The sequence below is a fragment of the Legionella oakridgensis ATCC 33761 = DSM 21215 genome (assembly GCF_000512355.1).
Lineage (GTDB): Bacteria > Pseudomonadota > Gammaproteobacteria > Legionellales > Legionellaceae > Legionella_A > Legionella_A oakridgensis.
On sequence record NZ_CP004006.1, the window covers coordinates 2,701,418 to 2,722,964 of the forward strand.

A 21,547-nucleotide genomic window follows, 5' to 3' on the forward strand; every position below is an offset into this window, starting at 1 on the left:
ATTAACTCTCTGCAAGCATCGCATCGATTTTTTCTTTTTCAACACGAACCATAAGTGGTACAAAATCATTAATAGTATGGCTTAAAAGTGGCGTATTTACTCGACTCCAGGTTAATGGCTCATCATTTAAAAACACTTCTACAGCAGTAGCCATCTTTGGCAATACTGGTTTTAAGCAAGTCATAAGAATGCGGAATAAATTTAACCCCATGGTACAAATGGCTTGCACTTCAGGAAGACGCTCAGGATCTTTAGCTAATACCCATGGCTTATTAGCATCAATATATTGATTAATGCGATCGGCACTTTCCATGATAAGGCGGATTGCATAAGCATAATCTCGGGCAACCAAAGCGTCACTCACTTGATTTTTAACGGTCAAAAGCTCTTCATAGAATGCTGGCTCTTTTAGTGAATCAGCCAATTGCTGCGAAAAGTGCTTGTTGATAAAACCAGCGCAACGACTAGCAATGTTGACTACCTTGCCCACTAAATCCGAATTAATCCGCTGCACAAAGTCCTCAAAATTTAAATCCAGATCATCCACACGACCATTCAGTTTGGCAGCAAAATAATAGCGTAAATACTCTGGATGCAAATGTGCCAAATATCTGCGTGCCTCAATAAAAGTACCGCGTGATTTTGACATTTTCTGACCATTTACGGTTAAAAAACCATGGGTAAAAATCGCCGTGGGAAGACGATGATCACTGCCAGCCAATAAAGCCGGCCAAAAGAGCGCGTGAAAATAAACAATATCCTTGCCAACAAAATGATACAATTCAGCCGTTGAATCTTTTCCCCAAAATTCAGCAAATGAAATACCCTCTTGCTCACAATATTTTTGGAAGCTGGCCATATAACCAATAGGGGCATCCAACCACACATAAAAATATTTGTCCTGGGTGCCGGGAATAAGAAAACCAAAATAAGGTGCATCACGAGAAATATCCCATTGCTTTAAACCCGAAGCAAACCATTCATCCAACTTATTAGCCACTTCCGTTTGTAAATGCCCTTGACGCGTCCACTCTTTCAATAACCTCTCATAGCGTGGCAAATCAAAAAAATAATGCTCTGATTCTTTCTCAACTGGCTTGGCACCGGAAATGGCAGAGACGGCATCGACTAGATCGGTCGGGGCATACGTTGCACCGCAAGCTTCACAGTTATCTCCATACTGATCAGACGCACCACATTTTGGACAAGTACCTTTCACATACCGATCGGGCAGAAACATATTTTTTTCGGGATCGTAAGCCTGACGAATGGTTTTTTTGACAATATCACCCCGAGCCTGTAATTGCGCATAGATTTTTTCTGCAAGCGCCTGATTTTCTGACGAATGGGTAGTATAATAACTGTCATAAACAATGCCAAAAGCATCAAAATCAGTTTCATGACTCTTTTTCATTTCCGTCGTCAGCCTCTCTGGAGAAATGCCCAGTTGCTCGGCTTTCAGCATAATAGGCGTGCCATGCGCATCATCACCACAAACACTGATGCATTGATGGCCCAACATTTTATGGGTCCGCACCCAAATATCGGTTTGAATGTGTTCAACCAAATGCCCTAAATGTAAATGTCCATTAGCATAAGGAAGCGCACTGGTAACCAGCATTTTACGAACTTGCGTCATAATTTTATCACACAATAAATGGCAAATTGTCGGATTATAACCCATCTGTGTGGTGATTGCTGTATTAAGATATAATATTATACTCACAGCAATGGAGATTTCGGCTAGGCACAAATGCATGAGTCAAGGGAGCGTACAAGCAGTACATGACCGATGACGAATGCGTTTGCAACATCGCCGAAAACTCAAGTGCGAAGAGTATAAGCAAAACACCTTTGTATGGAATATGGGAGCATATTCATTATGAGCAAGCCCCGCCTCATTATTGGTATCAGTGGCGCTTCAGGCATTATTTATGGGATTCGCTTATTGCAAGTGCTGCAAACCATGCCCATAGAAACACATCTGGTTGTCAGCAAAGCCGCTCACTTGACCCGCACGTATGAAACATCGCTGAGTGCAGCCGAATTGAAATCCTTTGCCAATGTCTATCATCCCTGCACCAATATTGCCGCATCGATTGCCAGCGGCTCTTTTAAAACCCTAGGTATGATCATTGCTCCCTGTTCAATGAAAACATTGGGAGAAATTGCTCATGGGATTACCAGCAATCTTTTAACTCGTGCCGCCGATGTCACGCTCAAAGAGCGCCGTCGCCTGGTGCTGTTACCGCGAGAAGCTCCTTTACACTTAGGACACTTGCAAAATATGGTAACCATCACACAAATGGGGGGAATTATTTTTCCGCCCGTCCCAGCCTTTTACAATAAACCGGAAAACATCCATGATTTGATTGATAACAGCGTTGGCAGAGTGCTGGATTTATTTGATTTAGATCATCGCCTGATAAAACGTTGGGGAGAATAAAAAACGCGGCTAAGGCCGCGTTTTCAAAAAAAATATTTCGTATTAACGAGCAGCCAATGCCAAAGGCGAGGCATCCAGTTCTTCTTGTTGATCGCGGCGAGCAGCAACTGGACGAAGTTTAGGAGCGTACAGAGGAGAAACATGCTGAACATGAATTTCATCTTCATCGGCAACTGCATCAAGGCGCTCACGACGAGCCCCAACACCAAGGCCTTTGGCAGCTACAGCAGTGCTGCTTAGAGTTTCATCGTAATCATCTTCAGATTCAGATTCATCAGGAGCACTCTTGCCACACACTTTGTTAAACAACCAGCCACCAGCTTTCACAATACCATTAACCAAAGCACCGGCAGCAAACACGGCAGCGGCAGCAGTAGCGGCAACCACCCCGGTTGCAACGGCAGCGGCAGCGCTACCAAATACGGCTAATACAGGAGAAGATGCCAAAGCAATAATACCGCCGGCAACTAAAGCGGGAGGGAAAAACACAACACCAACAACAGCAGCAAGCGCCAAAGCACTTAAAGCAAGCACTTTCCAATGTTTACGAATAAAATCTAACATAACATAACTCCATGGGTTAAAAATCCGCGGAAACTATATCATGAGACATTTTAACTTGGAATAATTTTATCCAAAAAATGTAATTTTTTGTAAAGATGCTATTAACTCATTGATAATAAGTAGGATCTTCAACACCGGCCGCCTTAAACCCCTGGGCTCGCAACACACAGCTGTCACAGTGCCCACAAGCAGCACCTTCTTGATTTAATTGATAGCAAGATACCGTCAAACTATAATCCACGCCTAGTTGCATGCCAGTGCGAATAATATCTGCCTTGGTTAAATGAAGCAGCGGAGCTTGGATAGTAAACGCTCGTCCTTCCACGCCTGCTTTGGTGGCGACATTAGCAAGATGTTGAAAAGCGGTGATAAATTCCGGTCGACAATCCGGATAGCCTGAATAATCCACTGCGTTGGCACCAATAAAAATATCATAAGCGCCTACAGCTTCTGCCAACCCCAGTGCAGTAGCCAAGAAAACAGTATTACGCGCAGGAACATACGTGACTGGAATCTTGCCCAGCCCTTCATAATCGGGAACGTCTATACGCTTATCCGTCAATGCAGAAGCACCAAATTGACCGATATCAAGATGAACCACACGATGCTCAAAAGCGGCCATGTTGACTGCTATTCGCCGAGCCGCATTCAATTCATACTCATGCCTTTGACCATACATAAAACTCAAGGCAAAACACTTAAATCCTTGATTTTTGGCGATAGCCAAGCAAGTCGCTGAATCAAGTCCTCCAGAAAGTAAAACCACGGCTTTTTTCATAGGATGTAGAACGTCTCTGCATAAAGCAAGTCAAATCTGCCCATTTTAAATACTTTCCTTAAAATTTGCTACCTTAAATCATATACTGTTAAAATGCTGCACTATGAAATCATTGATGAACTCTGATGAAGCCTGAACTTTTTCCCGTGATCCTTGCCGGTGGATCCGGCACCCGGCTGTGGCCATTATCGCGTAAAAATTTTCCCAAACAATTTTTGCGCTTGCAAAGTGAATCTTCTCTCTTGCAACAAACCATGCAAAGAACATTAAGCCTGCCTCACACCAAAATTTTGACCGTAAGTAATGAGGCGCATTATTTTCTTTGCCAAGAGCAACTGCAATCGTTTCAAACTCCCATCACCTACCTGCTTGAACCCTGTGTCCGCAACACAGCACCAGCCATTGCCGTTGCTGCCCACTATCTTGTTCATCAAATCAACCCTCATGCCATCATGCTTATCCTCCCTTCCGATCACTGGATTGCTGATGAGGCGGCCTGGCGGGATGCCATGCTGCAAGGAATAGAATTCGCTACCTCCGACTCGGTTCTAGTTACATTCGGGATTAAACCAAGTGGACCTAAAACGGGCTATGGTTACATCGAAGCGATACCATCCACCTCACAGAAAGCCATGCTTGTCCAACGTTTTCGGGAAAAACCCGACGTAAAAACAGCTGAAGAATTTATTGCAAACGGTCATTATTATTGGAATAGTGGCATGTTTGTTTGCCGTGCCCAAACCTATTTGGATGAATTGCACCAACATGCTCCTGATATTTTTCAAGCCAGCAAGCAAGCCATACTCGCAGGCCAATATGGCCACGACTATATTCGTTTAGATGCTGAAGCATTTGCTCAATGTCGAAGTGAATCCATTGATTACGCCATTATGGAAAAAACCAGTAAAGCGGCCATGATTGCTGTGGACATTCAATGGAGCGATCTTGGTTGCTGGACGGCAGTGGCCGAAGCAAATCCGTTGGATGCCAATGGCAATGCTCTTCATGGTAAGGTCATTGCCAAAGATAGCCATAATTGCTTAGTCAGCAGTGAAGATATACTAGTCACAACGATTGGGATCCAGGATCAAATTATTGTTGCCACCACGGACGCTGTCCTGGTCGCGGATAAGCAATATTCCCAACAAGTCAAAGATATTGTTCAGGCGCTTGGAGAAAATCATGCCCAGCTGGCTGATGAACACACTCGCGTGTCCCGCCCCTGGGGGTACTATGAAATACTTGCTGAAGGTCCTGCTTTCAAAGTCAAACGGCTTATGGTGAAGCCAGGGGCAAAACTATCTTTGCAAATGCATGAACATCGCGCCGAACACTGGGTGATTGTCGGTGGCCTTGCTGAAGTTACGAATGATGAACAAATAATGCAGCTTACGGTAAATCAATCGACCTATATTCCTCAAAAAACCCGTCATCGCTTATGCAATCCTGGAAATGAACCCTTATACGTTATTGAAGTGCAAAGTGGTCATTATCTCGGTGAAGATGACATCATCCGCTTTGATGATGTCTATCAACGAAAAACCTTATCCACATCAAATTAAGACTAAAAGGCTTGATATTAGAGCACCGTAGCACAGCATACATTGTAGTATGTGAATGTCGGGGCACAGAAAATCAAGGCTTTTAGCCCTAATTAGATTATGAAAGACAGGTTCTAACATCATTCACGAGACTGAAGTAAAGCAATCGTAAATAATCTTTCAATTCTGTAAAGATAGGGCGTGCCATCTTGTTTATCAAAATCGTGCTATGTTATAAAATAATACATATTGTTCCGAAAAAATATATGAACATCTGATTCTTTTTAACCGGAGTGGCATTATGTCCATAAGCAGCATTTTGAAACATACTTCATTCAGCACACTTGATGAGGCCGAACAAAATGCTGTGCGTCGTTTATTTGATGATGTCTATCAAAAAAAACAAAGAATGACGTTGGACGTACTCGAAATATTTAAACAACGGCAATTTTTATCCACTTCACTGGATATCTATGGCAAAAAATTAGCACACCTCAATCCGGCAAGCTTTAAGTTTTTAAGTAAAGCACAACGCATTGTTCTTGAAGAAGATCTATTGTTTACTTTTTATCTTTTATCCGCTCAATATCAATTGGATGAAGCTGAGTCACGACGGCAAAACCTGCAACAACGAAGCGAACAAATCAAGCATTGTGCTGATTTAATTAACAGGTTACGTCAAAACGGTTTGGAAACAACGCCAGAAACTATCCTTGAGCAAGCAATGGATGATTCGGAGAAACATTTAAAATACCTGGGATTGACGGTGGTTGGACCATTTATTGCTGAAAAAGCAGTGGAATTCAGCGGCGGAAGGACTACTGTCATTAAAAGCTGGATGGGCGATATCAACGAGCGACGTCTTTATTGGGTTTGGGGCGGAGGTTTGCTTAGCAGCGTTATTGGCCTCATGCCTGAGCATCTTGGCCACAAGAATGCTGCGCAGCAAGTTCTGGGCACACCAGCTCCCGTATTAGGCTATGCAAGCTGGATTCTTTACTACACTCGTTTTGGAATCGAACTGTCCTTACTCTTGAAGCACACCATTAAAGGGCCGTGGATGAGTAAGGAAGAACAACAAATTCCCGCGTGGGAACGATTTAAAACACAATGGCAGCAACGTAAATTTATGCTGCTCAATGATGCGGTATGGGCAACCGTCAATCTAGTCACTTTCTTCTGGCTAACCGGTAGTGGCATCTTGGGTTATTGGGGAAATATCATTACCGCAGGTCTATTGCTGGTAGATGCTTCATTGACCTTATGGCGGTTCTATGAGGAAACAACCCGGCATAATGAAGAGCTGGCCCGTTATGCACGGGACATAGAAGCGCTTAAAGCCAAACTGCATGACGAAGATGAAAAAAATGCAGAAGCGCGTCGTTTAATGCAACGACAAATTGCTTCTCTAGAAAAAATGCAACAACAGTGTGAGTTTGACTGGAAATATAAAAAATACAAATTAATAAATGATCTTACTTACGCCATTGCATTGGTTGTGGCATTCAGCGTAGTCTGTTGCTTTTTCTTTCCTCCAGCAGCCCTTATGCCAGCCACAACGTTAATCCTTGGTGTTGTGGGAGCTGCTCTTTGCTTCTCATTAACACTCTCTTATTCGGCTGCTTCGGGTGGCATAGAGATTGCTAAATCACGAGCCACCGGAAAACTGGCCCGAGAAGAATGTGAAAAATTATTGCAACTTTTTAATGAAAGTAATAATGAGTTTGAAAAGAAACAACTGTATCTGGATATAAAACAGTCTATGGCTGAATCCGTTCATCAAGAAAGGCTCATTCGCTTTCAAAAGATAAGTTTGGTTCGATCGGTATTAATTGATGCGATGCTGCCGGCACTGATGTTTGTTTCACTGATGTTCTTACCTACCGGCATAGGAATTGGGGTCATTGCTGCCGGAATAGCATTAGCGCTTTTATCACGCATCATTCTCAAACAATTTGAACCAAAGGCAGACGCATTACCTGAATTTGATGAAGAAGATTATGAAAAATTTGCACAAAAACCCGAGCTTGCTCATTTTAATAAGGATGAAATTAAAAAGAGGATGACGTTCATAAGAAATCTGGATTTTTCACAGCAACAGCACGTAAAGATGGTTACAAGCCAGTTCCACAGGAAACAGAAGAAGACGCGGTCAAAAACCCTCTGACCTTGCAAACTGGAGAAATTTAACTCAAGATTTTCTCTGCTTCTTGTAAAATAAGCAGGGAAAATCTTCAAATGGTTATTGTATTCTACCGTTGCCAAATATGACTTGCTGACTGGCCGGGAGCAGAAAAAACCTTGACTACAATGCGTTCAATGCGATGACGTTTTAATTCCGTCTCATCTTTAATCAATTCATTCACAAACCAGCGCGATAATTCTTCCACGGTAATATTAGTCAGCGGCATCAATGTGACGTCTTCTTTTAAAAAAGGGATTTTTTTATGATTAAACGTAAAATAATAATAGATATCGTCTTCATCATATTGTAAAAAGGGTGAATACTGTGGCATGAGAAAAGTTTGATTCAAATGTCTGCAGAGCGTATGAATGCGTTCCTTATAATAACGGTAATCAAACGTCATGCCATTATCTTCTACCCAAGTGGTCAGTGCCAAATAGACGCCATACTGGTGACCATGCAATGGCTCGCGTTCCGTTGCCGAAAAAATAGTGGTATGACCTGCGGAAAACTTCATGGATTCCTTTTGCAATTCCACCGTCGTCAAATACTTAGCCATAATTACAAGCTCGCTCGTTTGTCATGCCATTGAAACCCGCTTAATGGCCACTCAACTTCTTTCGTCAAAGCCAACACTTTAAACAATTCACCCATTTCATTCGCCTGGATTAATTGTTTTACTGCTTGTTGTTGCCATACCCGCTCTCTTTCATGCTCAATTGCTGCAAGCATAGACAGTAAATCATTAGCCAATAAAAAAGAGGCTTGATTAGTAAAGCCTGCTACATGAAAGCCTGCATTATAAGCTGCTTCAGCTGCATGGGTAAAATCCACATGTGCGGTTATATCTTCTTCCCCAGGATGGGCAAGTGGGTTAGTGTGAGATTGCTGGCGATAATGACACATTAATGTGCCCATGTAACGATCTGGATGATAATATTCTTGTCGAGGAAAACCATAGTCAATAATAAAAAAGCCCCTTTTACCAGCATCATGGAACACTGCTTTAGCCAATCACCCATAAACAAATTGGCTTCAGACTGATAAGGATATAAATCAGGCGCTAAGACAGACTTCACGTGATGAATTAAGCGCTCATTACGACAAGGCTTAAATACTTCTGTCAGCTCTCCCTGGTTGTTCATCGTAATATAACTTTCCAGCAGTTCGTCCGCTGTCTGCATAAAACGATGTACTGGCATAGCATCAAGCACTTCATTGGCAACCAACACGCCTTCAAATGACTGCTGTGGCCATCCGGTTTGCCATTTTATTCTGTCGGCCAAATGCGGAATATGCTGTTTTATATTAGCTTCCTGCCAATGACGCAAATGACCGCTCACCTCAAGAATATGATATTCCTCTGGTAGACAATTTAATCGCTCAAGCTGTGTTAAAATATCAATGCATAACCGCCCAGAGCCTGCACCAAATTCAAATAAGATAGGGTGATTGAGTTCACAAAGCACCTGCCGGCATTGATTGGCCAATGTATATCCAAATAAAGGCGTTAATTCAGGAGCAGTTATGAAATCACCTTGAGAACCAAATTTCTGCAAATCAGAGCTGTAATAGCCAAATTGCGGGGCATATAACGCTTGCTGCATAAATTCAACGAAAGGGATTTCGCCTCTGACGCTTAATTGCTTGTAAATAATTTCAATTAGACTCATAACTAATAAAACTTTAGGGTGAGCAATTCACCCGATATTGCGTAATAATACAGCATTTTTAACAAGGAATACATCATGAATCAAACGACCTTATCTGCACCAGTCGCCTTGATTACCGGCGCTGCTCGTCGAATTGGTGCGGCAATTGCCTGGCACTTACACCAAAAAGGCTTTCGGGTTGTCATTCATTTTAATCACTCTTCTCAAGAAGCCAAGGCATTGGCGCTGACCATGAATAAAAACAAAGATAATAGTGCACAGGCACTGCAAGCAGATTTGACCATAAAAAATGCTTGTTATCAGCTTGTTAGCGAAACAGTACATTGGGGAAAACGTCTTGATTTACTAGTAAATAATGCATCCTTCTTTAAACGTACGGATGTTTCCAATCCATCCGAAGCAGATTGGAACAAACTCTTTGATACCAATGTGAGGGCACCCTTCTGGCTAAGTCATGCGTCCAAGCCCTATTTGGCCAAGCAACGTGGCTGCATTATCAACATAACAGATATTCATGCGGAAAAACCCTTAAAGGATTATACGGTATATTGTCAGTCAAAAGCGGCTCTTACCATGCAAACTAAATCACTCGCACGCGAGTTTGCTCCAATGATTCGTGTCAACGGTGTAGCTCCTGGTGCCATTAGCTGGCCTGAAGGTGAAAATACGCTAAGCGAAGCATTACAGAAAAAAATTATCGCTCAAACACCATTGAATATTCATGGGGATCCAACCTTCATTGCCCACGCGGTTTTGGCCATTGTTGAAAATCCTTTTATTACCGGGGAAATTTTGCATGTGGATGGAGGGCGCCGGCTGATATAGAACCTCTCTTCAGAATCGCCAGGCTGGGGCTAAAAACCTTGATTTTAGAGCACTAGCATAAGCATACATTGTAACGCTTTCCATTTAATTCCCCGTGCAGGCGGGAAACCATATTTAATGCAGCGTTATGCTCTGTTCTGAATCGATCCCCGCCTGCGCGGAGATGACAAAAAACAGAATGTACAACTCAACCTGTCAAAATTAAATGAAAAAGGTAGTAGTATGTGAGCAGTGGAGCACAGAAAATTGAGGATTTTAGCCCTGCATGGTTAGACTATAAGACAAGTTCTAAGAAATCTGGAGTAACATACATGAATAAACACTACCTGGATGCAGTTGATATGCTAAAAATTGCGGCTCAACATGCCTACTGTGCTGAATATTTACTAAAACAAAATGCAGAAATTCATCTGGATGAAAATTACAGCATTGATGCATTATTGCCAATCACCTCATTAATGCATTTAGCCTTCGAGTTAACTTTAAAAGCCTGTCTGCTGCATGAACATCGCCAGCTGAGACAATACAAAAACTTGTTAGAGCTTGTTGAGCTTAACAGCCACCTTGGCTTATCCAAAGAAGAGTTAAAGCTAATCACCACCCTCTCTCGTCAACAAGCATTTCGTAAAGGCACAGATTACATGCTTTGGGAAAATCGTCAGCAACTACACGCTTTTTGCGAACAAATTATGCGCCTTTATGCTCATTTGCCGGAATTGATGCCATTGGAATTGCAAATAGATTATCAATAATTTCTTAGCAACCATTTATTCAACCTCTTCCTCCAATAAGGAAAAGGTTGAAAAAAGAATTTGATAAACGATAGCTCTAGCTAATACCGTGACCTATAAACGTGGCAGTTTCACCGCCCGGACCTGTGACAGTGCAGGTTGCCGTAGCGCCATTAGCAATCGTTGCCGCGGTAATGGTGTACCCGGCTGGCAATCCACCATCCAAAGTATTAGCCACATCTTCACAGTCTGCAACTGCAACACCTTTTGCCGGGAAAGCCGCACGAATTCCTTTGTTCATAGCGGAAGCAGAACCTAAAGCGCCGGCAACACCATCTACCGCCGCTTGTCTTGCCTCGGAGCGTATATCAATATAAGAAGGGATAGCCACTGCTGCCAATATGCCTAAAATAACGATAACGATGATTAATTCAATAAGGGTGAACCCTTTTTCCCTTTTCATTCTCTTCTTCCTCAATGAAAAATAATACAATCTAATTTAATTATTTATTATTTTTCAGCCTTAAGCAAATATCTTACAGGCGATTTATTCGAAAAAACATTGCCTTATCTTATTTGTGAAGCCATTTGCCACATCGGCATAAACACACCTAACGCTAAAATAAGAACCATCACCCCCATAATCACCAACATAATCGGTTCAATGGCATCGCTTAAACGCACTAAATCATAGGAAATTTCACGCTGATAGAATTCAGCCACATCATCCAACAAGTCATCAATACTTCCAGACTCCTCGCCAAGGGTAATCATTTGTAGTACTAACGGCGGAAACAAGTGAGTTTGAGCAATTGAGTTGGAAATGCTGTTACCTCGTCCAACCAAACTGGCAATGGTTTTTATTTTTTGAGCAACAAAAGCATTTCCTGTGGAATCACCAACCAACTCGATTCCATCCACAGCCGTCAAACCAGCACGCAATACCAAGGCATAAAGCCTGGTAAAACGTGCAAGAATGATGCGGTGAATCAGCCAACCAACGATAGGAATCTTCAACTGTAATTTTGCCCATTGTAATTCACCAATGGGCGTTTTAACGTAAAAACGAAAACCTGCCGTCAGTAAAAATAAAACAGCAAGCAAAAGATACCAATAATTAAGAATAAAATCAGAAGTGGCAATCAATAATCGGGTCATGAAAGGCAGTGTTCCCTGAAAACTTTTAAACATCTCAGCAAACGCTGGAATCACAAATGCATTAATAACTAGCAAAGCCACCAATGCGGCAACAAATACTAAAATGGGATAACGTAAGGCGGCTTTTATTTTTTCTTGGTATCAGTTTCCAACTCAAGATATTGAGCCAAGTGTAAAAACACTTGATCAAGTCGTCCGGTATTTTCGCCAACTTTTACTAGATTAACAAAAAAGAAGAAAAAATAGTTGGAAATTGGCTTAAGGAAATCGATAGACTATGCCCTTCATTCAAACTGGTCAGAATAGTCTGTAATGCATCAGATAAAGTCTTATTGCGCGTGGTTTCCGCAAGACGTGCGACCGCAATACCAATAGGAACGCCTGCTTTAAGCACGGTATACATTTGGCGGCATAACATTTGCAGTTCATCAAGAGGCACATGGGGTTTAAAAAACTGCGGTATTTTCCAAGTCACGGGCTTCTTTTCAGTTTTTTTTACAGCTTGAATAATTTCAATGGGAATCAGGGATTCGCTTTGTAATTGTCCAGCCAACTCCTCTGCCGATAAAGCAATTCGCTTGCCACTGACAGATTTACCCTGTCTATCTCGAGCGCTGTATTGAAATTCCGGCATAACCGTCATCCTGTTATGGAAGTAAGCTGCTTACCGCTGTTCAATCATATCTTATACCACGCAGCTAACCATTCTCATGTATACGTTCCGCCACCCCTTGCTTGAATCGTCCCCAAGCAAAGATACGGGCAATTTGCCCATTAGGATTTAAATACAATACACCACTTTTATCACTGACTCCCATCGCAGGAAAAAGCAATAATTGATTTAATTGCCTTGATAGAGCATAACTGTCCATTCCAAGAGCATAAAGACGATTGTAGCTATTATATTGCTCAGGCCAATGTTTGTGTTCCATATGATGATTAAATACCCAAGGCATATCGCAGAAAATAATGCCATTTAAATCACGATCTTTCATGGCATTAGGCGTTCCGGAATAGACGCTGGAAGTTGCGTAAACCGGAACATCGCCAGCATAATAATATTGCAGTAATGGCATGATTTGCCGTGCCTTATTAGGGTAAGAAAGGAGGAAAATCATATCGAAATCCTGTCTTCTTCTTGGTGTGGATTCAATATGATGACCCAGCACTTGGTTTAATTGTTTTTTCCGAGCCTCACTATCCGTGATATGAAGAAAATCGCGAACTGCCGTATTAAGATTTTCATTAGGGCGGTAACGCAAAGCATCCGTCACATGTCCGCCATTCGCTCGCCATTGGCTAGAAAAAGCAGCAACAATTTCATCACCCCAAGCCCCTTCTGGCGCTATTATTAGTGCTCGAATATAACCATTGTTACGCGCTTTAGCAGCGATCTGCTTTGCTTCATTACTGGGTGAAAGTCCGAATTGGTAAGCATTATCTTTTGTTTCTGTATTTACATCATTAAGTAATAATGTTGGTACAGGATGATCCATTGCTGCAACGGCAGCCACATCCGTTTTGGTTAATGGGCCTACAACGTAGTCTGCTCCATCTGCCAAAGCTTGCTGATAAAGAGCAGCCACATCAGCAGCGTTTGTATTGTAAAAATGTACTTTCGTATGATCAACTTCTCCATTGGCCGAATAAGCCGCCATGAATCCATCTTTAATGGCATTCCCGGGTCCGGCCAGAGGTCCAGATAAAGGCAAAAGCAGTGCTATATGTCTAGGTTGTGCAAATAAACGCTGTTCATTGCTAGCTGTATGTAAAATGGAATGAGCAGGATGCTGTGGATAATTTTCTTGCCATCTTGCAAGAGCTGCCATTATTGCTTGTGGCTGGCGATAATCCTGTCGTGAAATGAGAGCTAATTGCATCCACCCTTTTAGTTCAGAGTCATCCGGTGCTTCGACGGCTAACGTATTAAGTTCCGCTGGAGGCAAAGTCGTCAGTGTCAACCAAAGGATGCGAAGATTATTTGCTCTTGAAGCTTCATCCGGCAATAGTGCTTCCAGTTTAATTCGTTCTCCTACCGCTTCTACGGTATTGCCGGTGCTTTGATAAGCTTGAGCCAGCATTTCATGAAATTGAGCCTGGTAATAAATAGGCATGCTGGTTATCGCCTGAATTTTTGCCAGTCTATTTATGGCAGAACGAGGTTGTCCAAGGATCAAATCAATTTTTGCTAACAACAAATTTTTTCATCAGCAAGATCAGCCGGTAATTCATTCATTCTTAACAAAATCGTACGGCCTTGCTGCCACTGACCATCGTGAATTAAACGGCCGGCTGCCATAATAAGTAATGACTGTCGTTCATCACCGGTTTTATTGTTTGCCAGAGCAAGATAAGCAGCAGCCGACATGGTGTAAGGACTGGCCAATTGCTGATTAACCTGCACATGACTGTCGCTTACTTTATTAGTACAGCATGAAAGTGTCATCACACAACAAATAATAGAAAGGCATTTAAAAAGAGAATTTGACAGCATGAATTTTATCCAAAATCATATGCACAGCAAAAATTGAAACGAAAGAGAATAAACCATGACTGCTACTTCAGCAATAACCCCAGGTAAGCTATACATTGTGGCAACACCCATTGGCAACCTCGCCGATATTAGTGAGAGAGCCATAAACACTTTACAATCTGTCGATTTAATTCTTGCTGAAGACACTCGTCATTCCCAGCAGTTACTCACTGCCTTAGGCATAAAAAACCGATGTTATCTTTGCATACTCATAATGAAGCCAGCCGTAGTGAGCAACTTATTGCAACCTTACTCAAAGGGCAAACTTTTGCTTTAATCAGTGATGCTGGAACTCCGTTAATCAGCGATCCTGGTTTTCCCTTGGTCAAACTGGCTCATCAAAAACAAATTCCTGTGATTCCGATTCCTGGTGCCTGTGCATTGATAGCTGCTCTCTCAGCATCCGGTGTGTCTTGTGATACATTTACTTTTATCGGCTTTCTACCGGCAAAGCAAACAGCCCGACGGCAAAAGTTGGAATCGTTAAAATCTTATGAGCATACCCTAGTCTTTTATGAATCCACTCACCGCATTTTGGAATGCATTGACGATATTACTGATATTTTTGGCGAAAAAACAGAGATGGTTCTTGCCAAGGAATTAACCAAATCCTTTGAACGATTTGTTTCAGGACATTGCATTGACATAAAAGAATGGCTGCTGGCCGATAAAAATCATACTAAAGGGGAGTTTGTACTGATTCTTTCTCCAAGAACTTCTGCAAAAGAAGTGAAAAATCATGAATCTATTTTGTCTATATTATTAGCTGAACTTCCTCTCAAACAAGCAGTCAAAATTGCTTCACAGTTAACAAAAGCAAATAAAAACGAACTGTATAAAATAGCACTGGACTTGCAAAAATAATCAACCTGATGCCCTCAGTGGGGCATATAGCTCAACTGCCGCTAACGCTCTTATGCGACAATTAGCAGTAACACAAGCCTCGATCTAGTTCTTCTTCATCCACACTTGCATTTTTCTCAGCAATAGGAGCAGGTAAAGCCGGTTTATTAGCTTGATTAAAGTAGCCTTTTCCACATTCATAACCAATAAACAACACCGTCAATACAATGGCTGCCGGCCAAGAAACGGCAAAGGTAGCCATAATCAATAAAGGCATCATCGTATTTTTAACCATAGACACCATGAAAGCGCTGCGAGCTTCCTGCATTTCACGTGCCGCTAAAGAAACATCTCCTCCTGTTTGCTCAGCCCGTTGCAATAACATGCTTTTTTCGTGATATTTTCCATACATATCAGCCGACAAGTACATGGCCACCGCCAACACGCACGCAAAAAAGCAAGCAGGAGCCGCCACCGGTGAAGCCAGTAAAAGATAAGCAGAAAAACCCGTCATTAATAGGATGGCTGCAGAAATATTAAACCAATAAGAAGCATTACTTGCCTGCCAATGAATCTCAAGTTCTGCCAATTGTTCATCCAGTAACTGGCAGCGTTTATCATCATCTGCATGTTGTGCCTTTTCTTGCAAATATTGTTCTTTTTTAAGTAAATACTCTTGCTCGGCAAGCCAACGTCGATAAACAAGCAAAGAAACGTCAAACAATAAAAATCCTGCTGTTACCCAATTCGCAACCGGTGCGGAAATATTAAAATACTTAGCATAATTGGTAAGACCATTTACAGTGGCCCAAACCATATCATTTAAAAGATCACAGTGTCTTTTGCCAAGCTCTTTTGCAAATCGCTCTTTTAATGATAACGATTTTTCAGCCTCAGAAGGAACAAACGTATGTTTTAGTATCAGACCAATATTAATAACAAAACGCGCGGCAAAAACTCCAACACTAAGCACATTTAAAACAGCAGCAGGTTTATCCAAGGTAGATAACATGCCATCAATGTCTGTGTGTCGCCCTAGAATCTCATCTAATTTTTCCAAAAACGATGAACCCTGGATAATTGCCAGTGATTGCTTTAACGTCAGTCGGGAAAAAACAATCTGTAACCGGGTAATATTGGTAAAAGAAACCCAACTACGTATTTTTGAAGCATGTTTTAGCGTACTGGCCAATTCACCTAAATCCTTGCTGAACTGATTTTGCCAGGATTGGACCGTTGGAGCATCCGGAAATACCCCTTGCTCGTAAAAATAAGCGATTTCTTCACTCAATTTATGATATTTTTCTGCTTGGTCAAATTTTCCATAACCTTGATAATAAGATTGCAACATTAAGCTGCAATAATAACAATAGAGCCAGAACGCTTCTCGATGCTTAGGATTTTTTTTAAGGCTGGCAAATAACTGATTAAATTCTTGTTCTATAAGCAGTTGATTTTTAGAAAGAAACTCGTATTCCTTTTGGGAAACTCGCGTGCGAACCTTGTTTATAGAGTCAACGGAAGAAGAAAAAAAACTTTGTTTGTCCATGACAAAGGGTTGGTATTGCGCAGTTTTAGCCATGATATTCCCCCAATATAAAAAAATGGACAAAAAGTTAAAAATAATAACTTACATCTTGTTTAATTCCGAATCAAGTATTTATGTATTTATTTTTTTCATATTGAGCCATGAAAAACAATTCGTTTATCATAGGAACTTATTTTCATTAAAAAATTCAAACTACGCTCAAGACCATTCATCTCGATATCTTGATAAATCATTTTTTAACGATTATTTACCGATGCAAAAACTTGAAAAAATTTTGCCAAGAAGATCATCTGAAGTGAATTCACCTGTGATTTCACAAAGAGCTTGATGAGCAAGACGCAAATCATCTGCCAGTAATTCACCAGCACGATGAATAGCTAATTGCTCTTGTCCTGCTAATAACAAGGATTTCGCTTCATCCAAGGCTTGTAAGTGCCTTCTTCTCGCCAAAAATTGACCTTCAGCCGGCTGATATCCAACGACTTCTTTTATTTTAGCCTTCAATAATGGCAAACCGTCTCCGGATTTAGCGGAAAGATAAATTGCATTTTTTTCATTTTTTGGGGAAGAACCAAGCGTATCAATTTTGTTAAAAACACGAATAATGGGAACATTTGGCGGCAATGCGGCATGAATTTCATGATTTAATGAATCAACCTCTTCCTCCCTGAGTGTTACATCCATAACAAATAAAAGACAATCGGCACGGCTTACTTCATGCCACGCACGCTTTATGCCCTCTTTTTCAACAGGGTCATCACTATCTCGCAAACCGGCGGTATCAATTAGATGGACGGGAATTTCATCAATCAGTACTTGCTCTCGCATCACATCCCGGGTGGTACCAGCTACTTCTGTGACAATAGCGACTTCCCGACCAGCAAGACTATTGATCAAAGTGGATTTACCGGCATTTGGCCGGCCAGCGATGACTATAGAAAGTCCCTCACGCATCATCGCTCCTTGCCCTGCGCTTTTACGGATGATGGTTAATTCTTCAATTAAATGATGAAGCATGGCTGCTATTTTACCATCATTAAGAAAATCAATTTCTTCTTCTGGAAAATCAATAGCCGCCTCTACATACAAGCGTAAATTAATTAACTGTTCACTTAAGGCAGCTATTTTTTTGGAAAAATCTCCCTGTAATGAACGAACAGCCATCCGTGCTGCGGTTTGAGAGCTGGCATGAATCAAATCAGCGATGGCTTCTGCTTGCGTCAAGTCAATCTTGTCATTAAGAAAAGCTCGTTCGGAAAACTCACCAGGCTTAGCAAGACGTGCTCCCGCTAAAACACATTCCTGCAATAAATAATCCAATATTACCGGCGCGCCATGCACTTGTAGCTCAACAACGTCTTCCCCGGTAAACGAATGAGGCCCTTTAAAAAAAAGAAGTACCCCTTTATCAATCAATTCGCCCTTAATGTCATAGAAAGAACAATAAATAGCTTGGCGGGGTTCAAATTGCGACTGGCCAGTTAATTGCAAAGCAATTGCATAAGCTTCAGGTCCAGAAAGACGAATAATACCTACCCCGCCACGGCCTGGCGGGGTAGCAATTGCAGCAATGGTGTCTACAATCATTTATTTTACAGCAGCTAGTTTTTTGGTGGGCTTATCATCACTGTATTTACGGGTAATATACCACTGTTGCAATATGGATAAGCTGTTATTCACAATCCAGTACAACACCAAACCAGCAGGAAAATTCCAAAATAATGCCGTAAATAGAATGGGTAAAAACATCATAATTTTAGCCTGCATTGGATCCGGTGGCGCCGGATTCAATTTTTGCTGAATCAGCATGGTAGCCCCCATAATGACCGGTAACACATGATAAGGATCAGCGTCAGCCAAGTCTTTTATCCAGAAAATGAAAGGAGCCTGTCTTAATTCCACACTTTCTAGCAATACCCAGTAAAGAGCAATAAAAACCGGGATTTGTATGAGGATAGGTAAACATCCACCTAAAGGGTTTACTTTTTCCTGGCGGTAAAGTTCCATCGTCGCCTGACTTATTTTGGCCTTATCATCCCCATAACGCTCTTTCAAGGCTTGTAATTTTGGCTGTAATTTACGCATGGAAGCCATTGATTTATAACTCGTGGCAGACAAACGATAAAATACAAGTTTTATCAACACAGTAACCAAAACAATGGACCATCCCCAATTACCCACCACGGAGTAAATGGCTTTCATAATCGAAAAAAGCAATGATGAGAGGAACCACAACCACCCATAATCAACGGTCATATCAAGCCCGGGGGCAATTGCTTTAAGAACACTGGTTATCTCCGGTCCAACATACAACCTAGATCCCACTTCTTCTTTTTCTCCCACCGCTACAGTAATGGGTTGACTCACAGCGCCAATGGTGTAGTCGTCAGTAAACGAGCGAGTATAAAAGCGATTTTTACTTTCAGCATCAGGAATCCAGGCACTGAGAAAGTAATGCTGCTGCATTGCAACCCATCCACCTTTGGCTTCTACATCCAGATCTGCTTTAGTCATATCCTTAAAAGGAACTTTCTGGTATCGATGCTGACCAGGATTGGAATAAGAGGCTCCTGTATAAGAACCTATATGAAACATACTTGATTGGTCTTCTTTTGGGGAGCTTTGTAAAAGTTGGGTATTCATATACCCTTTCCAGGCAGCAGAACCTTCATTAGTCAATGAATAGCGAACTTCTATAAGATAACTGCCTTTGGAAAAAATAAACTCTTTAACAACAGCAAGACCATCGGTGCTTTTCCCTTTCAAAGCCACGACTAATTTTTCTTCATCAGCCGGCAATTGGTATTCTTGTTGAGAAGCTGTAAAATTAAAATCAACGTTTTTTATCTTCTGATCACTGACAACAAACAAGCTACTATTGGCAACATAACGCTCTCTTGCTGTGCTTTGTAATAAAGTAAAAGGCTTATCTTTTTCCTCAACACTGACAGGATAATCAAGCAATTGTGCCCCAACAACATCACCTTGTTGCAAATCGATGGCAATATTTAGCACATCGGTTTTTACCTGTATGGTTTTTAATCCCGCTGTATTTCTTTCCTCATCAACCGTTGCTACCGTTTCTGTGGGCTCACTCGTTGTTACAGTTGGCAATAAGGGATCACCAGAGGCTTTTTCAACAGCCATTCTGCTTTGAGAGACCGTTTGAGGAGGATACTCTCTCTGCCAATTGTTCCATAGTGAGTAAACCACAAAAGCTAATGCTGCATATAAAATTACACGTTTAATATCCATTAAAGCTTCTCTTCATTATTAGGTAAAACAGGATCATATCCGCCGACGGACCATGGGTGGCAGCGCAATAACCGCCGACACATCAACCATAAGCCTTTACTGATTCCATGGTGCTCAATCGCCTGCAAGGCGTATTGAGAACAACTAGGATAAAAACGGCAACAAGGTTTTATGAATGGGCTAAGCAAGTACTGATAAAGCCTGATTGGAACACAAATTATTTTTTGCATAAAGCCATTAATCTGTCCCATGCTTTATCCAATTTGCTAATTACAATTGATTTTTCCATACTAGCAATGCCATGCCTTGCTAAAACAATCACATCTATCGCTGGTAATTGCCGAGTACGGAACGTTTCACGCAAAATACGCTTTAATCGATTTCTGTCATGCGCTTTTGCGATATGTTTTTTCGATAAAGCTAAACCAAGCCGTGCATGACCCACGGCATTGCCTCTATATAAGAAAATGAATTCAGAAGTAACCATTTTCTTTGCTTGATTAAAAACAAAATCATATTCGCTTTTTTTTAACAAGCGCCTTGTTTTAGTAAAACAATACACTTAAGCAGATAAACGCTTACGCCCTTTAGCACGGCGACGCTTGAGCACCAGGCGACCAGCACGTGTTGCCATGCGTGCACGAAAACCATGATCTCGTTTACGTTTTAAATTACTGGGTTGAAATGTGCGTTTCATGACGGACCTGCAATTAGTTTTTTCAAAGGGTGGAATGATAGATAACTTTACACTTGCTGTCAAACAAGAATTCTATTGTTTTATGCCCGTGTCATCTGAGGTCATATCATAATAAAAATAAAGTAAATTTATTATTTTTGATTGTTATTAGTCAGACTTTATTTGTGGATAAGTTTTTAAAATAATTATTTATTAATAAGTTATATTTTTACATTCCTGTTTGGAATATATGCTTATGCTATTGAATAATAGTGATATAACACATTCATTTTAAAATAATAAAAGATAAATCCACGAATTCCTCTGTGGTAATAAGTAGGTTATTCACATAGTTTTGGAAACATACATTCATTTAATTTGTATTTCTCGAATGAACCGGATTTTTGATGACAAACAAAAACAATAAAATAATACTTTTTATATTTAAATTTATTATAAGCTAATCAAATTTTGTTTGTTTTTGTTATTATTTATTTTAAATCAATATGTTATGTGATTATTAACGTTGTGTATAACTGCTGTTTAAAACGCCTATTTAAATCTGGATAACTTTTGGGAATGATGTTTTTCATAGATTGTTCTAGACTTATTTTACAGTTTTTTGTGGGGTTTATTCAGAGTTTTTCCCTAAAGCAACGGAATTAAGTCTACGCATTCTCAATTTGTTTGTTATAATTGGTTCTTGGGATTTTTTGGGCAAGTTATTAGCTAGAATCGAAGTTATTGATTTTAAATGGTTTATAATGATTAATTATTTAGATAACTAATT

At 41.0% G+C, this 21,547-nt stretch carries 20 protein-coding genes and 2 pseudogenes; 6 read left to right on the forward strand and 16 right to left on the reverse strand.

Annotated elements, in window-relative coordinates:
• Window position 1: 1 nt before the first annotated feature.
• Window positions 2-1,639, reverse strand: coding sequence for a methionine--tRNA ligase (gene metG, locus LOA_RS13125; RefSeq protein ID WP_025386738.1), 1,638 nt, complete (start codon window positions 1,637-1,639; stop codon window positions 2-4).
• Window positions 1,640-1,879: 240 nt separating this feature from the next.
• Here metG and LOA_RS13130 point away from each other — a divergent pair, with 240 nt between their 5' ends.
• On the forward strand, window positions 1,880-2,446 hold the full coding sequence (locus LOA_RS13130; protein WP_025386739.1) for a UbiX family flavin prenyltransferase: 567 nt from the start codon (window positions 1,880-1,882) through the stop codon (window positions 2,444-2,446).
• Window positions 2,447-2,488: 42 nt separating this feature from the next.
• Here LOA_RS13130 and LOA_RS13135 read toward each other — a convergent pair whose 3' ends face one another.
• Both LOA_RS13135 and queC read right to left on the reverse strand, forming a co-directional pair.
• Window positions 2,489-3,010: a hypothetical protein gene (locus tag LOA_RS13135; RefSeq protein ID WP_025386740.1), complete on the reverse strand. Its 522-nt coding sequence runs from the start codon at window positions 3,008-3,010 to the stop codon at window positions 2,489-2,491.
• A gap of 106 nt (window positions 3,011-3,116) precedes the next feature.
• The gene (queC, locus tag LOA_RS13140; protein ID WP_025386741.1) at window positions 3,117-3,788 is read right to left on the reverse strand and encodes a 7-cyano-7-deazaguanine synthase QueC; all 672 of its coding nucleotides are present in this window, start codon (window positions 3,786-3,788) and stop codon (window positions 3,117-3,119) included.
• A gap of 125 nt (window positions 3,789-3,913) precedes the next feature.
• Between queC and LOA_RS13145 the strand changes: the two genes are divergently transcribed.
• Both LOA_RS13145 and LOA_RS13150 read left to right on the forward strand, forming a co-directional pair.
• Window positions 3,914-5,350 carry a mannose-1-phosphate guanylyltransferase/mannose-6-phosphate isomerase gene (locus LOA_RS13145; RefSeq protein ID WP_025386742.1) on the forward strand — a complete coding sequence of 479 codons (1,437 nt, stop codon included), beginning with the start codon at window positions 3,914-3,916 and terminating at the stop codon, window positions 5,348-5,350.
• Between the two features lie 280 nt (window positions 5,351-5,630).
• Window positions 5,631-7,496, forward strand: coding sequence for a hypothetical protein (locus LOA_RS13150; RefSeq protein WP_025386743.1), 1,866 nt, complete (start codon window positions 5,631-5,633; stop codon window positions 7,494-7,496).
• 85 nt (window positions 7,497-7,581) lie between these two features.
• On the opposite strand, the gene LOA_RS13155 is transcribed toward LOA_RS13150, so the two are convergent.
• Window positions 7,582-8,073 (reverse strand): 6-pyruvoyl trahydropterin synthase family protein, encoded by a 492-nt coding sequence (locus tag LOA_RS13155; RefSeq protein WP_025386744.1) that lies wholly within the window; start codon window positions 8,071-8,073, stop codon window positions 7,582-7,584.
• A 2-nt stretch (window positions 8,074-8,075) separates the two neighbouring features.
• A pseudogene (locus tag LOA_RS13160) lies at window positions 8,076-9,187 on the reverse strand (class I SAM-dependent methyltransferase).
• 75 nt (window positions 9,188-9,262) lie between these two features.
• Here LOA_RS13160 and LOA_RS13165 point away from each other — a divergent pair.
• Window positions 9,263-10,012, forward strand: coding sequence for a pteridine reductase (locus tag LOA_RS13165; protein ID WP_025386745.1), 750 nt, complete (start codon window positions 9,263-9,265; stop codon window positions 10,010-10,012).
• 311 nt (window positions 10,013-10,323) lie between these two features.
• A complete protein-coding gene (locus LOA_RS13170) occupies window positions 10,324-10,764 on the forward strand; it encodes a hypothetical protein (RefSeq protein WP_025386746.1) in 441 nt (146 codons plus the stop codon).
• Window positions 10,765-10,840: 76 nt separating this feature from the next.
• Here LOA_RS13170 and LOA_RS15960 read toward each other — a convergent pair whose 3' ends face one another.
• The 5 genes from LOA_RS15960 to LOA_RS15650 all read right to left on the reverse strand — a co-directional run bounded on the left by LOA_RS15960 (window position 10,841) and on the right by LOA_RS15650 (window position 14,395).
• The gene (locus LOA_RS15960; RefSeq protein WP_025386747.1) at window positions 10,841-11,206 is read right to left on the reverse strand and encodes a prepilin-type N-terminal cleavage/methylation domain-containing protein; all 366 of its coding nucleotides are present in this window, start codon (window positions 11,204-11,206) and stop codon (window positions 10,841-10,843) included.
• Window positions 11,207-11,310: 104 nt separating this feature from the next.
• Window positions 11,311-11,982, reverse strand: a complete 672-nt coding sequence (locus LOA_RS14270) for a type II secretion system F family protein (protein ID WP_081726663.1) — start codon at window positions 11,980-11,982, stop codon at window positions 11,311-11,313.
• 136 nt (window positions 11,983-12,118) lie between these two features.
• On the reverse strand, window positions 12,119-12,535 hold the full coding sequence (locus LOA_RS14275; protein ID WP_158423063.1) for a type II secretion system F family protein: 417 nt from the start codon (window positions 12,533-12,535) through the stop codon (window positions 12,119-12,121).
• Window positions 12,536-12,599: 64 nt separating this feature from the next.
• Window positions 12,600-14,099, reverse strand: a complete 1,500-nt coding sequence (locus LOA_RS13185; protein ID WP_238551272.1) for a penicillin-binding protein activator — start codon at window positions 14,097-14,099, stop codon at window positions 12,600-12,602.
• The gene (locus LOA_RS15650; RefSeq protein WP_238551273.1) at window positions 14,090-14,395 is read right to left on the reverse strand and encodes a hypothetical protein; all 306 of its coding nucleotides are present in this window, start codon (window positions 14,393-14,395) and stop codon (window positions 14,090-14,092) included. The genes LOA_RS13185 and LOA_RS15650 overlap by 10 nt, the downstream gene beginning before the upstream one ends.
• 55 nt (window positions 14,396-14,450) lie before the next feature.
• Between LOA_RS15650 and rsmI the strand changes: the two are divergent.
• Window positions 14,451-15,298 (forward strand): annotated as a pseudogene (gene rsmI / locus LOA_RS13190) (16S rRNA (cytidine(1402)-2'-O)-methyltransferase).
• 61 nt (window positions 15,299-15,359) lie between these two features.
• Here rsmI and LOA_RS13195 read toward each other — a convergent pair.
• From LOA_RS13195 to rpmH, 6 genes are all read right to left on the reverse strand, one after another.
• On the reverse strand, window positions 15,360-16,859 hold the full coding sequence (locus tag LOA_RS13195; protein WP_025386748.1) for a hypothetical protein: 1,500 nt from the start codon (window positions 16,857-16,859) through the stop codon (window positions 15,360-15,362).
• Window positions 16,860-17,069: 210 nt separating this feature from the next.
• On the reverse strand, window positions 17,070-18,413 hold the full coding sequence (gene mnmE, locus LOA_RS13200) for a tRNA uridine-5-carboxymethylaminomethyl(34) synthesis GTPase MnmE (RefSeq protein WP_025386749.1): 1,344 nt from the start codon (window positions 18,411-18,413) through the stop codon (window positions 17,070-17,072).
• Window positions 18,414-20,081: a membrane protein insertase YidC gene (gene yidC / locus LOA_RS13205; protein ID WP_025386750.1), complete on the reverse strand. Its 1,668-nt coding sequence runs from the start codon at window positions 20,079-20,081 to the stop codon at window positions 18,414-18,416.
• A complete protein-coding gene (yidD, locus tag LOA_RS13210; protein ID WP_081725017.1) occupies window positions 20,081-20,332 on the reverse strand; it encodes a membrane protein insertion efficiency factor YidD in 252 nt (83 codons plus the stop codon). Before yidD ends, yidC begins: the two co-directional genes overlap by 1 nt.
• Window positions 20,299-20,643, reverse strand: a complete 345-nt coding sequence (gene rnpA / locus LOA_RS13215; protein WP_025386752.1) for a ribonuclease P protein component — start codon at window positions 20,641-20,643, stop codon at window positions 20,299-20,301. The genes yidD and rnpA overlap by 34 nt, the downstream gene beginning before the upstream one ends.
• Window positions 20,644-20,778, reverse strand: a complete 135-nt coding sequence (rpmH, locus tag LOA_RS13220; protein ID WP_025386753.1) for a 50S ribosomal protein L34 — start codon at window positions 20,776-20,778, stop codon at window positions 20,644-20,646.
• Window positions 20,779-21,547: the final 769 nt, after the last annotated feature.